Below are 14,867 nucleotides of genomic sequence, written 5' to 3' on the forward strand. Positions count from 1 at the left end.
CATGAGCCTCGCTGAACCCGCGGCTCTCCCGGTCGCGACTTCGGCGGCACCGCGCCTGCACCTCCTGAAACGCCTCTCGAGCCGATTCAGAGCTTCGCTGCCCGCCTATCTCCTGCTGCTGCCCTCGCTGGTCTTCCTCGCGCTGTTCACCTATGGCGCGATGGGCCGCGTGCTCATCGACGCGCTCTATCAGCGCGCCACGCCGAAGGCGCCGGTCCGTTTCGTCGGCCTCGACAATATCAGCGCGGTGCTTGCCGATCCCGCCTTCACCGGCGCGGTCGTCAACAATCTCATCTATGCCGTCGGCACGGCGATCCCGAGCATTGGACTTGCACTCCTGTTCGCCCTCGCGCTGTCGCGCACCAATGCGGTGAGCAGCGCGCTGCGCGCCGCGCTGTTCCTACCGGTGCTGATCCCGATGGTCGCGGCCTCCGCGCTGTTCCTGTTCATCTTCCTGCCCAATGTCGGCCTGCTCGACTACTACATCGGACGCCTGCTTCCGGTGGTGCCGAACTGGCTCGGCGACCCCGACATCGCGCTCACTGCGATCATGGTGATCACCATCTGGAAGAACGCGGGCTACTACATGCTGTTCTTCCTCGCCGGCCTCCAGGCCGTGCCCGAGGATGTCATGGAGGCCGCGCATCTCGACGGCGCCGGTCCGTTCATGCGCCTGCGCTACATCATCCTGCCGGAGCTCAAGCCCACCTTCCTGTTCGTCATCGTCATCGCCACGCTCAACGCGGTGACGCAGGTCGACCACGTCTTCGTCATGACCAAGGGCGGCCCGTCCAACTCGACCAATCTCGTGCTGTTCTACATCTACCAGCAGGCGGTCGAGCATTACGACATCGGCAAGGCCTCGGCGGCAACGCTGCTGACGCTCGCCGCGCTGATGGGTCTCACCGCGCTCTCCTTCCGGACGATGGCCAACCGCGAGGGCAGAGCATGACGCTGATCGATCGCTTGTTCAGGGATGCCCCGCTCGCCACCCGCCGCGAGATCACGCCCAAGCTCGGCTTCATGTTGACGATCTTGCTCGCCATCGTCTGGCTGATCCCGTTCCTGTGGATGGGCGTGGCGACGCTGCGCCCGGCGTCCGACGGCATCAACGCGATGGCCGAGCTGATGCCGAGCCTGCAGCCGACGCTCGACAACATCAGGGACGCCTGGGAGATCGGCGATTTCCCGCGCTATACCCTCAACACCACGTTCATCTGCACCGGCATCCTTCTCGTGCAGTTCGTCACGATCACGCTGGCGGGCTTTGCCTTTGCCCGGCTCGAATTCGCCGGCAAGACGCTGATCTTCTACCTGTTCCTGATGCAGCTCATGCTGGTGCCCGTGCTGCTGATCGTGCCGAATTTGAGCCTGGTGGCGCAGCTCGGGCTCTACGACACGCTCACCGGCGTAATGATGCCGTTCTTCGCCTCGGCGTTCGGCACGTTCCTGATGCGGCAGGCTTTTGAAGCCATTCCGACCGAGCTGGAAGATGCCGCCCTGATCGACGGCGCCAGCCTTCTCCAGCGCATCCGCCACATCTACGTGCCGTTGTCGATGCCGAGCTTCTCGACCTTCGCCATCATCTCCGTCACCAGCCACTGGAACGACTTCCTGTGGCCGCTGATGGTGATCAATTCGCCAGACAAGCGTCCGCTCACGGTCGGCCTGTCCGTCTTCACCGCGACCGCCGAAGGCACGCAGGCCTGGGGCACCATCGCCGCCGGCACGCTGATGGTGATCGCGCCACTGCTCATCACGTTCCTGATCTTCCAGAAGCGCTTCATCAGCTCGTTCGTCACCTCTGGCATCAAATAGGAGAATCTCGATGCTGTTTTCCCGCAGGCTCATGCTCGGCCTTGCCATCGCAGGTACCATGGCAGGCGCCCTCGCCGTCCCGGCAATGGCCGAAAGTCCGACCGAGATCGACCTGTTCTTCCCCGTTCCCGTCGACGGCAAGCTCGCCCGCGACATGGGCACCTTGATCAAGGAGTTCAACGAGACCCATCCCGCGATCAAGGCGACCGCCGTCTACACCGGCTCCTATGACGACACGTTGATCAAGACGCGCGCGGCGATCAAGGCCGGCAAGCCGCCGTCCGCCGTGATCATGTCCGCGAACTTCCTGCTCGACATGCAGATCGAGAACGAGCTCACCAATCTCGACAGCCTCATTGCCGCCGATGGCGCCACAAAGGACCAGTTCCTGGGCCAGTTCTTCCCGGCGCTCCAGGGCAACGCGGTGATCAACCGCTCGGTCTACGGCGTGCCCTTCCACAATTCGACGCCGCTGCTCTACATCAACGCCGACAAGGCCAAGGAAGCCGGCCTCGATCCGAACAAGCCGCCGCAGACCTGGGCCGAGCTCACCGACTGGGCCAAGAAGCTCACCAAGCGCGAGGGCGACAAGGTGACCCAATGGGGCATCGCGATCCCCTGCGCCTATGACTATTGCGGCTGGATGATGGAAACGCTCACCATGACCAATGGCGGCCGCTACTACAACGAGGAGTTCGGCGGCGAGGTCTATTACGACACGCCCTCGATGCTCGGCGCACTCACCTGGTGGAACGACCTCGTGTACAAGCACAAGGTCCACGCGCCCGGCGCCACCCCGGGTCCTGCCGTCAGCACCTCGTTCATCTCCGGCAATGCCGCGATGATGATGCTGTCGACGGGCTCGCTGACCTATGTGCGCGACAACGCCAAGTTCAACTACAAGGTCGCGTTCATCCCGCGCAACGTCCGCAACGCCGTGCCGATCGGCGGCGCCTCGCTGATCGTTCCGGCAGGCCTCGAGGCCGACAAGCAGAAGGCCGCCTGGACCCTGATCAAGTGGATGACCTCGCCCGAGAAGAGCGCTTGGTGGAGCCGCGCCACCGGCTATTTCGCGCCCAACATGGCCGCCTACAAGACGCCCGACATGGTCGACTTCCTGAACAAGAACCCGGACGCCAAGACCGCCGTCGAACAGCTCGACGTCGCCAAGCCGTGGTTTGCGACCTACAAGACCGTGCCGGTTCGCAAGAACCTCGAGGACGAGGTGATGCTGGTCCTCAACGGCAAGAAGCAGCCGAAGGAAGCCCTCGCCGCCGCCCAGAAGGCCGCCGACGAGACGCTGAAGCCGTACAATGCGGAGACGTCGCTGAAGCTGCCGTAAGGCCGACGATCAGCCAAACAGCCTCGGCGCTCCACGGTGTGGGGCGCCCAAATCATTTCAGCGGCCGCGATTGCGTCAGTTACGCCTGCCGTCGAGCCTGAACACCATCTGCGTCGGACGCACGAACCGCAATGCGACCAGCAACACGGCCATGACGGTGCACATGTAGATGACAGCCATCGCATCGATCGAATAGACCGGCCGCACACCGCCAGCAAAAACGTTGTAATACAGCGCGACGACCAGGGTCTGCGATCCTCCGCCCGCAAGCAGAAACGCCAGCTCGAAGTTCGAGATCGTATTCACGAGAACCAGCAGGCCCGCTGTCAAAATGCCGGGCAGCATCAGCGGCAACAGGATGCGGCGGAATATCTGCAGCCGGCTCGCGCCGAGCATCTGCGCCGACCATTCAAGGTTAAAGCTGATCTGCTCGAAGAACGGCAACAGGATGAAGACGGCAAGAGGAACCATGGGCACGAGCACGGCGAGAATGACGCCAATGACCGTGCCGCCGACACCAAACCCATAAAGCGTCGTGGCAAGCGGAATGCCGTAGGTCATCTGAGGGATCAGCAGCGGCAGGAAGTAGAGCAGCAGCAGCACCGGCTTGGCGTTGAAATTTCGCCGCGCCAGCACGTAGGCGGCCGGAAATCCGATCGCGAGCGCGATGAAGACCACGGCCAGCGCGATGAACAGCGTGATGAAGAGAACATGGGAAAGCTCGAACTCCCGCCAGGCGTAGGTAAACCAATCCGTCGTGAACGCCGGTGGCAACGGCTTGCCGAACCAGCGTTTGGCGAACGAGCTGACCACGACATGCGTCACGATTCCGAGCAGGTTCAGGATGAACCCCAGTAGGAACAGGTAGATCGCCAATTTCCACATCCGCCCGCGCATCTACTTCCCCTCAGCGTTTGCCGACGCCCATGGTTGTTGCAATCGTCATACGGCGGCGCACCAACACGATGACCACCAGCGCCGCGAGCTGGCAGAGCCCCATGATGACCGCGATCGCGGACGCGTAGGACATGTCATATTGCTCGAAGGCCTGCTGGTAGGCCGCGATCGAGATCGTCCGCGTCGAACCGGCCGGCTGGCCAACCATCACGGCGGATGGAAATACGGCAAAGCTCATCACGAAGACGAGGGCAAACGCGATGATCAGGCCCGGTGCGATCAACGGGAACATGACGCGCCGGAAGATGGTCCAGGGCCCGGCGCCCAGCATGCGGGCAGAGCTTTCCAGGCTCGGGTCGATGCCGGAGATGTAACCGAGCAACATCAGGAAGCAGAACGGAAAGTTCTGCATGAACAGCGAGAAGATGACGCCGATCGAATTATGCGTCAGCTCGAGCGGGTTCTGAATCAATCCGACCGCAAGCAGCAACTGGTTGAGCCAGCCATTGTGGCCATAGAAGCCGAGGATCCCTTCCGACAGGAAGACGACACCGAGCGAGATCGGAAGCACGAGAATGGTCGTGATGGTGCGTTCGAACCAGATGCCACGCCGCATGCCGTATGCGAGGAACAGCGCAACCAGCACGACCGCGATCGTGGTCGGCAACGCCAACATGAAGGTCGTCTTGATCGTGTTGCACTGGTAGGCGTCGTTGAAGAACGCGACATAGTTCGAGAATATTCCGGCGTCGCGCTTCTTCGGCTGCAAGCTGATGTAGATCCCGTAGAGGAATGGGTAGACGAACATCGCGAGCACGTAGAGCAGCGACGGCGTAAGACAGAGGATCGCGACGAGGTCCAGTTCGCTGCGGGAATCAGAGCGGATGCGAGCCACGATCTGTCCCCTCACTCGCGACGCAGCAGGACGAATTTGTCCGCCGGCAAGGTCAGATCCAGCGTCTCGCCCAATACGATCTTCTCGTGCGAGCGGACCCAGAGCCTTGCGCCGCCATCTAGCGTGATCTCGGCCTCCTGCTCGCGTCCGAGATACTCGACCAGCTCGACCTTGCCGCGCAGCACATTGACGCCATCACCAGATTGGCCGAGACGCACATCTTCCGGCCGGATAGCCAGAACGGCGCGCTCGCCCGGGTGGAAGCTATCCCTGGCCCTTGCTTGCAGGATTTGCCCCTTGAAGCCGGCTTCGATCATACCGCCCGCTTCCTTGCCGAGTGTCACATCGAGGAAATTTCGAAAGCCCATGAAATCCGCCACGAAGACGTTCTTGGGACGGTCGTGGATTTCCTGCGGCGTCCCGACTTGCATGAGCACACCTTCGCGCAGCACGACGATGCGGTCGGAGAGCGAGAGAGCTTCGGCTTGGTCGTGGGTGACGTAGATCGAGGTCAGGCCAAGCCGCGTATGCAGCTGCTTGATCTCGGCGCGCATCTCGACGCGGAGCTTTGCATCGAGGTTGGACAAAGGCTCGTCGAACAGCATCAACCGAGGGTGCAGCACAAGAGCCCGCGCAATGGCGACACGCTGCTGCTGTCCGCCCGAGAGCTGACCGGGATAGCGGTCTTCATAACCGGCAAGACGCACCAGACCGAGCATGTCCCGGACGCGCTTGTCGATCTCCTCCGACGAGCGCTTCTGTAGCGAGAGGCCGAACGCGATATTGCCGAACACCGTCAGGTGCGGAAACAGCGCGTAGTTCTGGAAAACCATGCCGAAACCGCGCTTCTCGGGCGGCACGTCATCGATCCGTCGTCCGTTGAGGTGGATCTCGCCGTCGCTCGGCGGCACGAGGCCCGCGATGATGCCGAGCGCTGTGGACTTTCCGCAGCCGCTCGGGCCCAGGAAGGTGACGAACTCGCGGCCGACGATTTCCAGCGGAAATTGGTCGAGCACCACCTTGCCGCCATAACGCTTGGTGATCGACATCTGCAGCTTATCGATAGAGTCGGCCATTCCCCGCCCCGCATACGCGCGCGAGGGCCGCACCTGCGCGCCCTCGCGTCTTGGTCCCGGTTATTGTTATTTCTTGACCTGATCGGCGCCTACCTCACGGTCCCACCGTTCCATCGCGTAGCTCAGCTCGGTCACGCCCAGCGGAGGCGATACTTTCCATTTGGTCCCGATCTGATCGTATTCAGGACGCCAGAACTCCTTCACCTCGTCCTGGATGTCCTTGGGCGCCGATGCCAAGGCTGCGGCCTTCACGACCGGCCCGATGAAGGCCTTCCAGGTGAGCGCCTGCTGCTCCGGCTTCCACATGAACTTCATGAGGTCGACGATGACATCGACCTGTTCCTGCGGCACGCCCTTCGGGATGCACCAATAGTGGCCGTCCACCACGAACGTGGTGTTCTCCAAGATTGCGATCTTCGAGTCCGGCGGAATCACGCTCTGCGCGCGCGGCTTCATGTCCCATTCCATGATCCCGGCGATCATCCAGCGCTGCCCCTGCGCGAACTCCTTCAACGTGATCGCAGTACCGGTCGGATAATATTCGACGGACTTGCCGAGCTCTTTCAGGAAATCCCAGCTCTTGTCCCAGCCCTTTTCGGGGTCGAGCGGCTTTGAATCCCCGAGAATGAAGGCAAAGCCCTGGAGGATCGCGCGGCCCGGCCCGCTGTTCGCCGGACGCGCATACATGAATTTGCCCGGGTTCGCCTTCACCCAGGTCAGCAATTCCTGCGCGGTCTTCGGCGGGCTCGGCACCTTCGCCGGATTGTAGATCAGCACCGGTCCACCGGCATTGCCGACTGACGGAATGAGGACGCCTTTGCCCTCGTCGTAAAGCGCCTTGCCCGCGTCGGTGAGACCATCGCGCGGAAACGTCTTCTGATAATCGGGGATGGCGATGAGCTGGCCGTTCTGGGCCAGCAGCGCGCCGCCATCCTGCCCGGTCAGCACCAGATTGATATCGAGGCGTCCGGCATCCTGCTGCGCCTTGATCTTGGCCGGAAGCTCCGGCGCCGGCGCGCGCTGGATCTTGATCTCGCTCACCTTGTCCGGATTCGCCTTCTTGTAGTTCTCGATGATGGTCTGCACCGAGGCCAGGTCACCGCCGGTATCGATGATCGAAAGACTGATCGGAGCGGCCAGGGCTCCGCTGCAAAGACACGCCCCCACCAGGGCCGCGACCATTGGGGTTGCCGACCTCGTTTTCATTCTCGCCTCCCAAGCGCTTTATTTTTTGCGCAACTTGTTATTTATTTGTAAGGCAAGCATCGACGAAATCTTCGCTGGTTGTCAAGCCGTCTGTTCTGCAGCTGTTTCAAACTGCCGGCCGCAGCGCTCGTGCACGAACTGAAATGTCAAAAACTTGTTTGGAAGCCGAACGCAAAACCGGGCGGAGCCGGACTTGAAGAAGCCTGCGATGAAATCCGCGGAGTTGCCGCTCTCGTCCTCGACGGGACGATTGAGCGACCGGATCTACGACCACGTGCTGGGTCAGATCGCGATCGGCATCCTTCCCGTGAACTGCCGGCTACCGCCCGAGAATGGCCTTGCCGAACTCCTCGGCGTTTCACGGCCCGTCGTTCGCGAGGCGCTGACGCGATTGCGCGACGACGGGCTGATCGCATCACGCCAGGGTGCGGGCTGGTTCGTGACGCGGCGCCCGGCCGCCAATGCCTTCGACTTCGCGCCCATCAGTAGCATCCCCGACATCCAGCGCTGCTTCGTGTTCCGGATGGCCGTCGAGGGCGATGCCGCGGCCCTCGCCGCACGCAACCGGGACAGGCAAAGCCTGCGCCGCATTCAGCAGGTCCTGACCAGGCTGGATACGATGGTCGCCCAGGGGCGCGAGGGTGGCCTCGGTGTCGAGGAAGATCTCCTCTTCCACCGCACGATCGCGGAGGCGAGCGGCAACCGGTTCTTTGTCGAGACGCTGACGTCGTTGAGGGAGCAGATCGCCATTGGCGTCAATCTCAACCGCAACCTGTCGCTCATTCAGCCGCGCGGTCGCATTCTCAGGGGGCAGCAGGAGCATCGCCGCGTGTTCGAGGCCATCGAGGCACAAGACGAGGACGGCGCCCGCCGCGCCATGCGCACGCATGTCGAAAATGCCCGCAAGAGAATATTCGAGGGGGGCTGATCGCCGCGACGTGAGCCACGCGCCGCGCGGTTAGATCGTCACCACGATTTTGCCGAACTGATTGTTCGACTCCAGGAAGCGGTGCGCCTCGACGATCTCCTCGAACGGGAACGTTCTAGCGATCACCGGCTTCAGGCTGCCGTCCGCGAGCCCATCGAGGATGAACGCCTTGGCCCGCTCAAGGCGCGCGCGATCGCCTGTGATCTCGTGCACGAGGTAGCCGCGCAGGACCAGGCTCTTGCCGAGCACGTTGAAAAGCGGAAACGGCGTCGGCTCGGGACTCAGTCCGCCGTACTCGATCAGGATCCCGCCCGGCGACATCGCCGCGGTCAGCGGTTCGAATGCGGGACCGCCGACCGCGTCCAGCACCACCCGAACGCCGGTTGCACCGGCGATCTCCGCCAGCCGCGCGCCGATGTCCTCCTCGTCCGAGGCGATCACGTGGGCGGCGCCGGCATCGCGCAAGGCGCCCCGCTTGGTCGAGGTTCGCGTCAGCGCGACCGGGACAGCTCCGATCCGGTTCGCGATCTGGATGGCGGCAAGCCCCACACTGCTGGATGCGGCCGTGATGGCGATGATGTCCCCTCGCGAGAGTCCGGCGACCTCGACCAGCGCGCCATAGGCCGTCAGATACTGCATCCACACCGCAGCTGCCGCCTCGAAGCCGAACTCGGGCGGATGCTTGACGATGAGTTCGGCCGGAAACGTCGCGAGCTCGGCATAGGCGGGCCATCGCACCATCGATAGCGGCGGCACAATGCTAACAGCGTCTCCCGGCGCAAAGCCGGCTACGCCTTCGCCGACGACCTCAATGAGACCTGCCGCCTCCAGACCGAGGCCGGACGGCAATGTCGCGGTCTCGATATACGTGCCCCTCCGCAACAGCGCTTCCGCACGATTGAGACCGAGCGCCCTGACCCGGATCTGCACTTCCCCCTTTCCCGGCGGCGGAACGTCGACGGTCTCGATGCCCAGCACTTCGGGACCGCCATGACGATGAAAGCGAACGGCGCGGGCCATGGAATACTCCAAAACAGTTGAACCGAATGGAGCTATGCCGATCCCACGGAAGCGGATAAATCGCCCAGACAAGCGAACAGTCGAAACCAGGAGTTTTCAATCATGGACCGCCTGACCAGCATGGCCGTATTCGTCCGGGCGGTCGATCTCGGCTCCTTCGCCGCTGCCGCCGACGCCCTGGAGATGTCGGGGCCGATGGTCGGCAAGCATGTACGCTTCCTCGAAGAGCGCCTCGGCGTCCGCCTCCTCAACCGCACCACACGGCGCCAGAGCCTGACTGAAGCAGGCCAGGCCTATTACGAGCGCTGCCGTGCCGTGCTGAGCGAGGCCGAAGCCGCCGACGCCGTCGCGTCCGACGAACTCTCGGAGCCGCGTGGCAGGCTGCGCGTGACTATGCCTGCCCTGCTGGGACGGCACTGCATTGCCCCGTTATTGATGAAGCTCGCGCGCAAACATCCGCGTCTCGAGCTAGATCTCTCCTTCGGCGATCCGATCGCTGACATCATCGAGGCGGGCTACGATCTTGCGATCCGGACCGGCGATCTCGACGACCGGTCCGGCCTGACCGCGCGGCGCATCGCAAGCCAGCGCATGGTGGTGTGTGGCGCGCGCTCGTACATGCGAGCCAATGGCAAGCCGAAGACGCTCGACGATCTCGCCGGGCACCAGGCGATCATCTACCGCCGCTCCGGGCGCGTCCGGCCGTGGCTGTTTCCGCAAGAGGGCCAACGGCAGCGCGAGATCATGCCGTCGGGCAGGCTGAGGATCGACGATATGGAGGCAATCGCTGATGCCGCCGTGCACGGCATGGGTCTCGCCTGGCTACCCTATTGGCTGGTCCGCGAGCGCCTCGACAGCGGCGCGTTGGTCGGTCTCCTCGGTGGTCAACCGGAATTCCACTACGACTGCCACGCGCTGTGGCCCCGTTCGCCCCGCATCACGCCAAAGGTCCGCGCCGCCGTGGACACCCTGGCCGCCGCCTTGCCGAAGCTGATGACGTGAAGGGCGGCCCCGCCTCCATTAACTCCCCGTCCACCATTCGGCCCGTCCGGCCGCCGGTAACCACGAGAATTAACAGACCCTCAACGTACCCCCGACAAATCTATCAATGTTTCTGGAGATTTCGCCGTGGATCTGTTGGTTTTCGAGTTCCTGGGGCTGGCGCTGGTCGCCATGTGCGTGGTCGTGGTGGCGTTGCCCTGCGCCCGCAAATCCTCGCACCGGATCCGCTACGAATAGGAATTTCGACCGCTCCGGGCGATTCCGGTCCAAATGCAAGGCTCGAATTCGCTCCAAGCCCCTTGACATCACAGTGCTTTCGGCAGAACGGCTGATGATCTCGTCATGGGCCGTTCATGGATTTGATTACCACCACTGCTGACCTTGCGGCTGCCTGCAGCCGGTTGGCCAAGCACCCTGTTATTACCGTCGATACCGAGTTCCTGCGCGAAACCACCTATTACCCGCTGCTGTGCGTGGTGCAGATGGCCAGCGCCGAGGAAGCCATCGTCATCGACACCCTGGCCGAGGGCATCGACCTCAAGCCGTTCTTCGAGCTGATGGGCAACGAGAGCGTGCTGAAGGTATTCCATGCCGCCCGCCAGGACATCGAGATCATCTGGCACCAGGCCAACATCATCCCGCACCCGGTGTTCGACACCCAGGTCGCCGCCATGGTGCTCGGCTATGGCGACAGCATCGCCTATGACGCGCTGGTCGAGAAGGTCACGGGCCACCGCCCGGACAAGACCCACCGCTTCACCGACTGGTCGCGCCGGCCGCTGACCAAGGAGCAGATGCACTACGCGGTGTCCGACGTCACGCATTTGCGCGACGTGTTCGCAGCGCTCGATGCCGACCTCAAGAAGCGGCGCCGCAGCGAATGGGTCTCGATCGAGATGGAGGTCCTGACCTCGCCCAGGACCTACGATTTCCACCCCGAGCGCGCCTGGGAACGGCTCAAGACGCGGGTGCGCAAGCCGAAGGACCTCGCGGTCCTTATGGAGGTCGCGGCCTGGCGCGAACAGGAGGCGCAGAGCCGCGACGTGCCGCGCGGCCGCGTGCTGCGGGATGAAGCCATCAGCGACATCGCCACCCACGCGCCGAACACGCTGGAGAAGCTCGCCCATCTGCGCTCGGTGCCGAAGGGCTTTGAGAAGTCCAAATGGGGCGCGGACATCGTCGCCGCGGTCGAGCGCGGGCTGGCGCGGGATTTCTCGGCGCTGCCGAAGTTGGAGAAGCCGCGCAACAACAACAATGGCGCGGCGATCGTCGAGCTGCTGAAGGTCCTGCTGCGCATGACGGCCGAGCGCCACGCGGTCGCGAGCAAGGTGATCGCCACCGTCGACGATCTCGAAGAGATCGCAGCCGACGACGAAGCCGACGTCCCGGCCTTGCGCGGCTGGCGCCGCGAGCTGTTCGGCGATGCCGCGCTGAAACTGAAGCGCGGCGAGCTGGCGCTGGCAATCGAGAAAGGCCGAGTGGTCGGGGTTCAGCGGGCGTAATTGGCTCAACCGTCATCCTGAGGTGCGAGGCGCGCGGTGCGAAGCATCGCGCGCCGAGCCTCGAAGGATAAGCGGCCCCACTGCTGCCGCTCCGAGAGCGCCGGGCCGTCGCCCTTCGAGGCTCGCCGAAGAGGCGAGCACCTCAGGGTGACGGTGTTGGATTTGGGCTAGCTGCTTCCAGATCGTCATCGCAATGACGAAGAGAGACCTTACGCCGGCGTCAGCTTCGCGACTTCCGGCTTCATGTCATTCAGCACCCCGGTGATCGCCGCGACCAGCTCGTCGATCTGAGCCTTGGTGACGATCAGCGGCGGGCAGATGGCGATGGCATCCAGCATGTTGCGCGAGATCACGCCACGCTCCTGGAGCATGCGGCTGGCGATACCGCCGACGGCGCCGGGCGTGCTGGCGGCCGTCTTGCGCTCCTTGTCGATCACGAGCTCGATCGCCGCGATCATGCCGACGCCGCGGACCTCGCCGACCAGCGGATGGCTGGTGAGCTCGCGCAGCTTGCCCTGCATATAGCCGCCGAGCTCGGCGGCGTGCGCGACCAGGCCGCGCTCCTCGATGATCTTGAGGTTCTCCAGCGCAATGGCCGAGCCGACGGGATGGCCGCCCGCGGTGAAACCATGGCCGAGCACGCCGATCTTGTTGCTCTCGTCCGCGATCGGCTCGAACATGCGATCGTTCAGGATGATCGCCGACAGCGGGAAATAGCTCGAGGTGATCTGCTTGGAGACCACCATCACGTCCGGCTTGATGCCGTAGGTCTCGCAGCCGAACATCTTGCCGGTGCGGCCGAAGCCGCAGATGACCTCGTCTGCGACCAGCAGGATGTCGTACTTCTTCAGGACGGCCTGGATCTTGTCCCAATAGGTTGCTGGCGGCACGACGACGCCGCCCGCCCCCATCACCGGCTCGCCGAAGAAGGCCGCGATCGTATCCGGCCCCTCCTTCTGGATCAGCGCGTCGAGCTCCTCGGCCCGCCGCGTCGCGAAAGCCTCCTCGCTCTCGCCGGGCGCGCCGTCCTTGTAGAAATGCGGCGAGCCCGTGTGCAGGATGTTGGGCAGCGGCAGGTCGAACGAGCGATGGTTGTTCGGCAGGCCGGTGAGGCTTGCCGATGCAATGGTGACGCCGTGATAGGCGCGCATCCGGCTGATAATCTTCTTGCGCTGCGGCTGGCCAAGCGAATTGGAGCGATAGGCGATCAGCTTGAGGACAGTGTCGTTCGCCTCGGAGCCGGAATTGGTGAAAAACACCTTGCTCATCGGCACCGGCGCGAGCGCCACCAGCTTCTCGGCGAGGTCGATCGAGGGCCCGTGCGATTTGGCGGAGAACGTATGGTAGAACGGCAGCGCCAGCATCTGCTTGTGCGCCGCCTCGACCAGCCGCTTCTCGTTGAAGCCGAGTCCGACGCTCCACAGGCCGGCCATGGCCTCGAAATAGCGCTTGCCCGACGCGTCGAACACGTAAGGGCCCTCGCCGCGCTCGATCACCAGCGGACCGGCCTGCTGATGCGCGCGCGCGTTGGTGTAGGAATGGAGCTGGTAGGCCACATCCCGGGCCTCTTGCGAATTGGGCAGCATGGACATTGCGGGATTCCTCAACAGTGCGTCATTGGAGGTCATGACGCAGACCTGTCCAAACGACGAGCTTGTCCAAAGAAAACGTCGACATCTTGGCTATTGCGGCACGCCGCAACTTGCAACGTCATTTCGTTGGCAACAAGCGCACACGAGCGTTGCAGGAAAGCTGCGCTGGCACTTCGGCACAAGATATATCGCCTCGGCTAGCCTCGCCGCGCCAGCACGAAGGCCGCCGCCGCGGCGATCAATGCCGGGACGGCCGCAGCGCCAAACAGCAGTTGCGGTCCCATGTCGCGGGCCAGCATCACGCCGCCGATCAGAGGCCCCACGATCGAGCCGATGCGGCCAATGCCCAGCGCCCAGCCCACGCCCGTCGACCTGATTGCCGTCGGATAGAAGGTCGCCGTCAGCGCGTTCGAGGCGATCTGTCCCCCGACGATGCAAAATCCCGACGCGAAAATCGCGATCGTGACCAGGACGATCGAATGGCTGGCCATGCCGACGGCCGCAACCGCGACCGCCGCCACGAGATAAGTCAGCGACAACGCGCGAAACGAGAAGCGGTCGATGAACTGGCCGAGCGTGAACGTGCCGACTACGCCGCCGACCTGGAGCATCGCACCAATCGCGGCCGCGCCCGAAACCGACACGCCGAGATCGTTGAGCACAGTGGGCAGCCAGTTCGACAGGAGATACAGGTCGAGCAGGCTCATGAAGAACACGACCCAGAGCAGAACCGTCACCGATGCGCGGCCCTCCGCAAACAAATGCGCGACGGGCAATCCCGACAATTTCGGCTCCCGGACCACGAATTTGGCATTGCCGGCGAAGGATACCCCCGGGGCAATCTTTTGCAGGAGGTTCGCCACCTCGCGGTCGCGGCCGCCCATCATCGCCAGGAACCGGATCGACTCCGGCAACGCCTTGAAGAGGAAAGCCAGAAGCAGCAGCGGCACGAGGCCGCCGACGAGGAACACCGAGCGCCAGCCGAAAGCCGGGATCATGGCGGCTGCCAGCAGCCCGCCCAGGGCCGCACCGATCGAAAAGCCCGCGAACATGATCATGACCATGGTGGCGCGGCGGCGATGCGGGCTGAATTCGGAGGTCAGCGCAATCGCATTGGGCATTGCACCGCCGAGACCAAGACCGGTCAGAACGCGCAACGCGATCAGCCATGTCGTATCCGCCGCGAACACGGTGAGCAGAGTCCCGATGCCGAACACCAGCGTGCTTGCGAGGATGATGCGGCGGCGACCGATCCTGTCGGCCATCGGACCGAAGATCAGGGCGCCGATCATGAGACCCAGCAGCCCCGCGCTGAACACCGGACCGAGGCTGCCACGCGCCAGCTTCCATTCCTGCGCGACTGCAGGCGCGACATAACCGATCGCCTGGGTGTCGAAGCCGTCGATGAACAGCACTGCGGCGCAGACGAGCAGAACCCGGATCTGAAAGGCACCGACCGGTTGACGATCGACATAGCCGGGAACGTCGACCGTGCCCGACACGATCTCGTCCGTAGCTGTGACGGCCATGCCCAACCCTCCCCGGCAGCTCTTGCACTATTGTTCTTCCTAAAATCTCTTATAGTGAGA

At 63.5% G+C, this 14,867-nt stretch carries 13 protein-coding genes; 6 read left to right on the forward strand and 7 right to left on the reverse strand.

The features are described from left to right. Position 1 precedes the first annotated feature (1 nt). From JQ627_RS22075 to JQ627_RS22085, 3 genes are read left to right on the forward strand one after another with little or no spacing between them, the layout of a single operon-like run. Complete coding sequence (locus JQ627_RS22075) at positions 2 to 952, forward strand: carbohydrate ABC transporter permease (RefSeq protein ID WP_212486247.1); 951 nt, start codon at positions 2 to 4, stop codon at positions 950 to 952. Continuing rightward, positions 949 to 1,818 (forward strand): carbohydrate ABC transporter permease, encoded by an 870-nt coding sequence (locus JQ627_RS22080; protein WP_212486248.1) that lies wholly within the window; start codon positions 949 to 951, stop codon positions 1,816 to 1,818. Before JQ627_RS22075 ends, JQ627_RS22080 begins: the two co-directional genes overlap by 4 nt. 10 nt (positions 1,819 to 1,828) lie before the next feature. Then, positions 1,829 to 3,160, forward strand: coding sequence for an ABC transporter substrate-binding protein (locus tag JQ627_RS22085; RefSeq protein ID WP_212486249.1), 1,332 nt, complete (start codon positions 1,829 to 1,831; stop codon positions 3,158 to 3,160). Between the two features lie 75 nt (positions 3,161 to 3,235). Here JQ627_RS22085 and JQ627_RS22090 read toward each other — a convergent pair whose 3' ends face one another. The 4 genes from JQ627_RS22090 to JQ627_RS22105 form a co-directional block, all read right to left on the reverse strand. After that, positions 3,236 to 4,057: an ABC transporter permease gene (locus JQ627_RS22090; protein ID WP_212486250.1), complete on the reverse strand. Its 822-nt coding sequence runs from the start codon at positions 4,055 to 4,057 to the stop codon at positions 3,236 to 3,238. Positions 4,058 to 4,067: 10 nt separating this feature from the next. Continuing rightward, entirely contained in the window at positions 4,068 to 4,952 is an 885-nt protein-coding gene (locus JQ627_RS22095; protein WP_212486251.1) for an ABC transporter permease, read from the reverse strand. 11 nt (positions 4,953 to 4,963) lie between these two features. Beyond that, positions 4,964 to 6,028, reverse strand: a complete 1,065-nt coding sequence (locus JQ627_RS22100; RefSeq protein WP_212486252.1) for an ABC transporter ATP-binding protein — start codon at positions 6,026 to 6,028, stop codon at positions 4,964 to 4,966. A gap of 66 nt (positions 6,029 to 6,094) precedes the next feature. Beyond that, on the reverse strand, positions 6,095 to 7,234 hold the full coding sequence (locus JQ627_RS22105; RefSeq protein ID WP_212486253.1) for an ABC transporter substrate-binding protein: 1,140 nt from the start codon (positions 7,232 to 7,234) through the stop codon (positions 6,095 to 6,097). Positions 7,235 to 7,484: 250 nt separating this feature from the next. Between JQ627_RS22105 and JQ627_RS22110 the strand changes: the two genes are divergently transcribed. Further along, complete coding sequence (locus JQ627_RS22110) at positions 7,485 to 8,162, forward strand: FadR/GntR family transcriptional regulator (RefSeq protein ID WP_212486254.1); 678 nt, start codon at positions 7,485 to 7,487, stop codon at positions 8,160 to 8,162. A gap of 30 nt (positions 8,163 to 8,192) precedes the next feature. On the opposite strand, the gene JQ627_RS22115 is transcribed toward JQ627_RS22110, so the two are convergent. Further along, positions 8,193 to 9,182, reverse strand: a complete 990-nt coding sequence (locus JQ627_RS22115) for a zinc-dependent alcohol dehydrogenase family protein (protein ID WP_212486255.1) — start codon at positions 9,180 to 9,182, stop codon at positions 8,193 to 8,195. 102 nt (positions 9,183 to 9,284) lie between these two features. Here JQ627_RS22115 and JQ627_RS22120 point away from each other — a divergent pair, with 102 nt between their 5' ends. Next, positions 9,285 to 10,184 carry a LysR family transcriptional regulator gene (locus tag JQ627_RS22120; protein ID WP_212486256.1) on the forward strand — a complete coding sequence of 300 codons (900 nt, stop codon included), beginning with the start codon at positions 9,285 to 9,287 and terminating at the stop codon, positions 10,182 to 10,184. 353 nt (positions 10,185 to 10,537) lie between these two features. Next, the gene (rnd, locus tag JQ627_RS22125) at positions 10,538 to 11,686 is read left to right on the forward strand and encodes a ribonuclease D (protein WP_212486257.1); all 1,149 of its coding nucleotides are present in this window, start codon (positions 10,538 to 10,540) and stop codon (positions 11,684 to 11,686) included. Between the two features lie 209 nt (positions 11,687 to 11,895). Here the strand turns inward: rnd and JQ627_RS22130 are convergent, their stop codons facing one another. Further along, a complete protein-coding gene (locus JQ627_RS22130; protein WP_212486258.1) occupies positions 11,896 to 13,278 on the reverse strand; it encodes an aspartate aminotransferase family protein in 1,383 nt (460 codons plus the stop codon). Positions 13,279 to 13,475: 197 nt separating this feature from the next. After that, on the reverse strand, positions 13,476 to 14,807 hold the full coding sequence (locus JQ627_RS22135) for an MFS transporter (protein WP_212486259.1): 1,332 nt from the start codon (positions 14,805 to 14,807) through the stop codon (positions 13,476 to 13,478). Positions 14,808 to 14,867 lie beyond the last annotated feature (60 nt).

Origin of the sequence: Bradyrhizobium liaoningense (assembly GCF_018130785.1) — a bacterium.
In the GTDB taxonomy this organism is placed as follows: Bacteria; Pseudomonadota; Alphaproteobacteria; order Rhizobiales; family Xanthobacteraceae; genus Bradyrhizobium; species Bradyrhizobium liaoningense_A.

What these genes read in the sequence shown, in the direction of transcription:
- JQ627_RS22075 (WP_212486247.1), top strand. Translation starts at nt 2, where the DNA reads ATGAGCCTCGCTGAACCCGCGGCTCTCCCGGTCGCGACTTCGGCGGCA.
- JQ627_RS22080 (WP_212486248.1), top strand. Translation starts at nt 949, where the DNA reads ATGACGCTGATCGATCGCTTGTTCAGGGATGCCCCGCTCGCCACCCGC.
- JQ627_RS22085 (WP_212486249.1), top strand. Translation starts at nt 1,829, where the DNA reads ATGCTGTTTTCCCGCAGGCTCATGCTCGGCCTTGCCATCGCAGGTACC.
- JQ627_RS22090 (WP_212486250.1), bottom strand. Translation starts at nt 4,057, where the DNA reads ATGCGCGGGCGGATGTGGAAATTGGCGATCTACCTGTTCCTACTGGGG.
- JQ627_RS22100 (WP_212486252.1), bottom strand. Translation starts at nt 6,028, where the DNA reads ATGGCCGACTCTATCGATAAGCTGCAGATGTCGATCACCAAGCGTTAT.
- JQ627_RS22105 (WP_212486253.1), bottom strand. Translation starts at nt 7,234, where the DNA reads ATGAAAACGAGGTCGGCAACCCCAATGGTCGCGGCCCTGGTGGGGGCG.
- JQ627_RS22115 (WP_212486255.1), bottom strand. Translation starts at nt 9,182, where the DNA reads ATGGCCCGCGCCGTTCGCTTTCATCGTCATGGCGGTCCCGAAGTGCTG.
- JQ627_RS22120 (WP_212486256.1), top strand. Translation starts at nt 9,285, where the DNA reads ATGGACCGCCTGACCAGCATGGCCGTATTCGTCCGGGCGGTCGATCTC.
- rnd (WP_212486257.1), top strand. Translation starts at nt 10,538, where the DNA reads ATGGATTTGATTACCACCACTGCTGACCTTGCGGCTGCCTGCAGCCGG.
- JQ627_RS22130 (WP_212486258.1), bottom strand. Translation starts at nt 13,278, where the DNA reads ATGTCCATGCTGCCCAATTCGCAAGAGGCCCGGGATGTGGCCTACCAG.
- JQ627_RS22135 (WP_212486259.1), bottom strand. Translation starts at nt 14,807, where the DNA reads ATGGCCGTCACAGCTACGGACGAGATCGTGTCGGGCACGGTCGACGTT.